Below are 5,123 nucleotides of genomic sequence, written 5' to 3'. Positions count from 1 at the left end.
TACAACATGGCCGATGAATGGGTCCAGCTCGCCAAGAAGTACTGGACCGAGAAAGTCATCGACCACCACGGGAAGTTCTTCGAAGCCAACGAAGCGACCATGGGCCCGAAGCCCTCGGTCCTGCCGCCCCTGGTCAACGCCGGCGCTTCCCCCCGGGGCCTGAAGTTCGCCGCAGAGAACTGCAACATCGCGTTCGTCATGGCCAGCGACAACGAAAAGTCCTTCCAGACCGGCCGCCAGGTCAAGCAGATCGCCCGCGAAGTCGGCAACCCCGACCTGAAGACCTATGGCCTGATCACCGTCATCCCCGGCGACACCGACGAAGAAGCCCAGGCCCGTATGGACCACTTCAACGCCGGCATCGACAAAGAAGCCCTGGCCGACATCGCCGCCGGCTACGAACAGAACAAGAGCTACAAAGAACTCAGCGACTCCTCCAAGTCCCTCATCGGCGGAGACAAGCAGCAAAGCAGCGTCATGCCCGGAGAACTCGTAGGCTCCTACGAAACCCTCGCCCGGCGCCTGGCCACCACCGTCATCGAAAGCGAACTCGACGGCATCATGCTCGTCGTCCCCGACTACATCGAAGACCTCGCCGCCGTCGCCCAGAAAACACTGCCCCTCATGGCCAAATACGGCGTCGAATGCCACATCGGCACCAACACACCCACCACAGTCTAGAAAGTGGTGCCGTGTTCCCGACCAAGGCACACAACTACTTCGCACCATGTACGGACCCGATACGTCCTGTCGCCATACCCATCTGATCTGGACGTATCACATCGCAGTTCCCTCACCCAAGACCCGGCATCTCCAGCGGGCCAGACACCGGCGTCCTTCCAATAACCCAGGAAAACGTCGCCCGAAAGCTTCGGACGCGGTCCGAAGAGCGAGAGCGTCAGTCACAACTGCAGCAATCGCCCCGCACACCCTCATCCGGTGGAAGTGATGTTCAGCGTTGAGCCGTCACTGCCACTGCTTCACCTCAAACACTCCACGAAATGAGTCGATATGTCCGTTATTCGCAGCCCCAAATTCCAGCTGGCCGCATACGCATTGGCAGCCACGATGGCCCTGACCGCCTGCGGCGGCGGAACCTCAGCCACCACCACGGGGGCAAAAGTGGACATGGACGCCACGGCCGCCTTCCTCAAGGACTTCGAGAAAGTCGGCGCGTTCCCCGTCACAGAGCCACTGGCCAAGTTGCCGGCACCGGGGTCTCAGGTTGTTTTTCTTGAGGCAGGCACCACCGTCTCTGCCATCCAGTCGGAATCTCTGAAAAGGGCCGCCGACGCCATGGGCGTGTCCTACAAGTCGGTGTCCTTGGGAAAGACCGCGGAAAGCATCAACTCGGCGCTGAATTCCGTTGTTGAGATGAAGCCCGCCGGCGTCATCGCTGTCGCAGTGGACCCCGTCCTCTACTCGTCGCAGCTTGAAGCGCTCCGCGCGGCCGGCACGGTCGTTATCGGTGGCGCGCTTACCAACGGCCCAGATTACGGGTTCGGCGACGAAGTGCAGGCCGGTCCGGCGGACGTGGACCAGACTGGCCGAGTCATGGCTGCCGCAGCGTTGGCCAAGGGTGAAGGAAAAGTCACGGATCTCGTTTTCTACAAGACCCCCGAACTGGCCTTCACGACCAAAATGGAGCAAGGCGTCCGGGAAGAGCTGCAGACGCTCTGCAGCGGTTGCAACCTTCGCGTTGTGAACATCCCGATCGCCCAGGTCGGAAACACGGCGCCGCAGACTATTGTCAGTGACCTGCAGGCCAACCCCAAGACGCAGGCCGTGCTCGTCTCCTTCGACGAATTGCAGGTGGGTTTGCCCGCGGCCATGGACGTTGCAGGCATCAAGACCCTGACCATTGGACAGGCCCCCTCCAAAGCCAACTTTGAAGCGATTAAGAACGGCCAGCAGGACGCCACCGTTGCCTTCGACATCGACATCATGATGTGGACGATGCTGGATCAAATGGCGCGCAAGATGGCTAACCAGGAACTGAGCCAGGCGCAAAAGACGGGCATTCTGGTCAAGCAGCTCATCACGAAAGACAATGTTCCGGCCGTGGCTTCAAACGGGTGGAACGGCTACGCGGACTACGCTGATCGGTTCAAGGCCCTGTGGAAGAAGTAGACAAGGAACCGGCTGCCGTGGATGCAGTGGCAGCTAACCGGCTCCCGGACAATTCAGCGCTTCTTTCGGTCAGAGAGCTTCGCAAGGAATTCGCAGGCATGGTCGCCCTCGATGACGTCACACTGGACCTTCACGGCGGTGAGATCCTCGCCGTCCTGGGCCACAACGGATCCGGTAAATCAACGCTGGTCAAGGTCCTTGCAGGTGTCTACAAAGCGGATGGCGGCCACGTCCGGGTTGGAGATGGCAACTCCGATACGGAGATGCATTTCATCCATCAGGACCTGGGGCTGATCCCGGAACTTACAGCGGTTGAGAATCTCTCCCTCGTCAGAGATAAAGGACTTCAAGCGCTTGGCCACACCAGTCAAGCGTCAGATGCGGCAAAAACACGAGAAAAGCTTGCGCGGTTCGGTGCCGAATTCGACGTGACTGTTCCCATCAGCAAACTGACTGCAGCACAGCGTTCCATCATTGCCATTGCCAGGGCACTTGACGGCTGGCATCACGACCAGAACATCCTGGTTCTTGACGAGCCCACAGAGGCCCTGCACAGCAGTGAAGTCCAGATTCTCTTCAAGGCCGTCCGGGCTATCGCCGCACGTGGGGCAGGCGTCATCTTCATCTCGCATCGACTTGACGAAGTCCTGGACCTGGCCGACCGTATCGTCGTCTTGCGGGACGGTATGAAAGTTGCTGATACTCAACGAGCTGACATGAACCAGTCGGATCTCGTGAGACTGATCAGCGGAGTCCATGCGCAATACGCAGGAGGCCCCCGAACGCAGGAGTACAGCGGAACACCTGCGATGCAAGTCAGCGGGCTCACTGGACAAGTGGTGCGCGGAATTGACCTGAGCATTCACCCCGGTGAAATCGTTGGTGTTGCAGGGGTGCTCGGCTCGGGGAGAGAGGAAATACCGTCACTTCTGTTCGGCGCCCATCCAGGCACTGCACGGGAGTACCGTCTGGCGGGGAACGCTCGCACGCTCAGCGGACCAAAAGAAAGCATCAAAGCTGGTCTGGCCTACATCCCGGGCGACCGGGCCAGACTCGGCGCGGTCCTCGAGCTCTCAGCAAGGGAAAACCTCACCCTTCCCAAACTGGCCCCCTTCAAGCGGCTGCTGGGCAGGCTGGACAGGAAGGCTGAACGGGCTGAAGTCGCTTCACTGATGACTCAATTCGGAGTGCGTCCAAGCAGCCCTGAACAGAAGATGGCCTCTTTTAGCGGTGGGAACCAACAGAAGATCGTGCTCTCAAAGTGGCTCCGAAACCAGCCAGAGGTGCTACTTCTCGAAGAGCCAACCCAAGGGGTGGACATCGGCGCCAAAGGGTCGATCTATGCGGCCATCACCGCCGCAGCTGAGGCCGGCATGGCGGTACTCGTCTGCTCCTCCGACGCCAAAGAACTTGTGCAGCTCTGTTCCAGAGTCTACGTCCTCCGTGACGGCAAAACGGCACGAGTACTGACAGGGGTAGACGTCAACGAAACACAGCTGATCCAAGAGGGATACGGCATCACAAATGGGACCGAAGTCGACGGTCCCGAGGAGAAAACGAATGATTGAGACCCTGAAAGGCTTGGACGAACAACCAAGCCGTTCCCCTAAAATCGAGGACACAGCGCCCCTCCAACCTAAATCCGGGGTCCGCATGCAGTTCCTCCGGTCCCTTTCCTTCCGGAACATCAGTGCCATCTACATCCTCTTGGCAATCTTTCTGATCTTTGGACTCTGGGTTCCGGATTCTTTCCTGTCCCCCGGGGTGTGGCGAACCCTGCTGGACGCTCAAGCAGTAACCGCATTGGCCGCACTGGCAGCACTCATCCCTCTTGTTGCAGGAAGCTTCAACCTTGCCGTCGGAGCTGAGGTTGGACTTGGGGGAATCCTCGTTGCCGCACTGATTTCCAAGCTCGGCCTTGACCCCGCCCAAGCGATCGCGCTCACACTCCTGGTCGGAGCAGCCACGGGCCTCATTTCCGGGCTCATCATCACACGGGCAAAAATAGATTCCTTCATAGCTACGCTTGGCATGAGCTCGGTACTCCTCGCCGGCATAGCCTGGATTTCAGGGAGTCAGCAGATCCTGAACCTCGGTCCCGGTTTCCGCAGTCTGGCAGTCACTCAGATACTGGGAGTGACTCTGCCGGTCTACATCGTCTTCATCGTCGCGCTCATCACCTGGTACGTTCTTGAGCAGACACCTGTCGGACGCCGCATGTACGCAACGGGCTTCAACCCAGCCGGTGCACGGCTGGCCGGGGTCAACACAAACAGGCTGATTGTAGGAAGCCTGATGGCAGGCGGCGTGCTCGCTGCACTGGCGGGAGTCATACTCTCCTCCAGGATCAACGCCGGCGACCCCACAGTCGGCCCGAGCGTACTCCTGCCCGCCTTGACGGCAGTCTTTCTTGGATCGACACAATTCAAGGGAGGCCGGTTCAACGTATGGGGAACCGTACTTGCCGTCTACGTCCTCGCGACGGGAATCAAGGGACTTCAACTCGTCGGAGCACCTGTCTGGATCACTGAACTCTTCAATGGCCTCGCCCTGCTCCTGGCAGTTGGCCTGTCCAAATACGAAAAAACCGCACGGCGAGCCGGTGCCGTTTCGCGCGTCATTTCCCGCCTCAAGATGCGAAAAGACGACTAAACAAGCTGATCGTCTCTGCGTCCGGACGATGCGGAAGATGAACCAATAACGCGGACCTCCGGGACCGGTGTGTAGCCTACGAGTTGCGCACCGGCCCCCGGAGGTCTTCGCGTTCTTCTGCCGACTTACAGCCTGCACCACCCGAACTGGCAGTACCCTCCTCAACTCCCCGCGCTACCGCGGCGGACTGCTCACCCCTTCCAGTAATTAGTTGACTGTCACCCAGCTGCAACGTTGGCCGCCGAAAGTCTTGATCAAGCGCTCAGGTTTGTGTTAGTGTTCTTTTAGTTGATGTGATCCCGGACACTTCCGGGGTTGGTTGGCTATAGTTTGAACGCAGC

Annotated in this window: 4 protein-coding genes; all 4 read left to right on the top strand. The window is 59.3% G+C overall.

All coding sequences use genetic code 11. The annotated features are described in order from the left end of the window. Nucleotides 1-681: LLM class flavin-dependent oxidoreductase (locus tag ACFVSJ_RS24245; RefSeq protein ID WP_387439674.1), on the top strand; the 681-nt coding region annotated here is incomplete at its 5' end. Between the two features lie 330 nt (nucleotides 682-1,011). Continuing rightward, on the top strand, nucleotides 1,012-2,130 hold the full coding sequence (locus ACFVSJ_RS24240) for a sugar ABC transporter substrate-binding protein (protein WP_387439673.1): 1,119 nt from the start codon (nucleotides 1,012-1,014) through the stop codon (nucleotides 2,128-2,130). Next, entirely contained in the window at nucleotides 2,118-3,698 is a 1,581-nt protein-coding gene (locus ACFVSJ_RS24235) for a sugar ABC transporter ATP-binding protein (RefSeq protein WP_387439672.1), read from the top strand. Before ACFVSJ_RS24240 ends, ACFVSJ_RS24235 begins: the two co-directional genes overlap by 13 nt. Further along, nucleotides 3,691-4,782: an ABC transporter permease gene (locus ACFVSJ_RS24230; RefSeq protein ID WP_387439671.1), complete on the top strand. Its 1,092-nt coding sequence runs from the start codon at nucleotides 3,691-3,693 to the stop codon at nucleotides 4,780-4,782. Before ACFVSJ_RS24235 ends, ACFVSJ_RS24230 begins: the two co-directional genes overlap by 8 nt. The last annotated feature ends 341 nt before the right edge of the window (nucleotides 4,783-5,123 follow it).

The sequence above is a fragment of the Paenarthrobacter sp. NPDC058040 genome, from assembly GCF_042885775.1.
Lineage (GTDB): Bacteria > Actinomycetota > Actinomycetes > Actinomycetales > Micrococcaceae > Arthrobacter.
The sequence above is the reverse complement of the archived record's forward strand: the minus strand, read 5'-3'. Positions and strand labels throughout refer to the sequence as shown.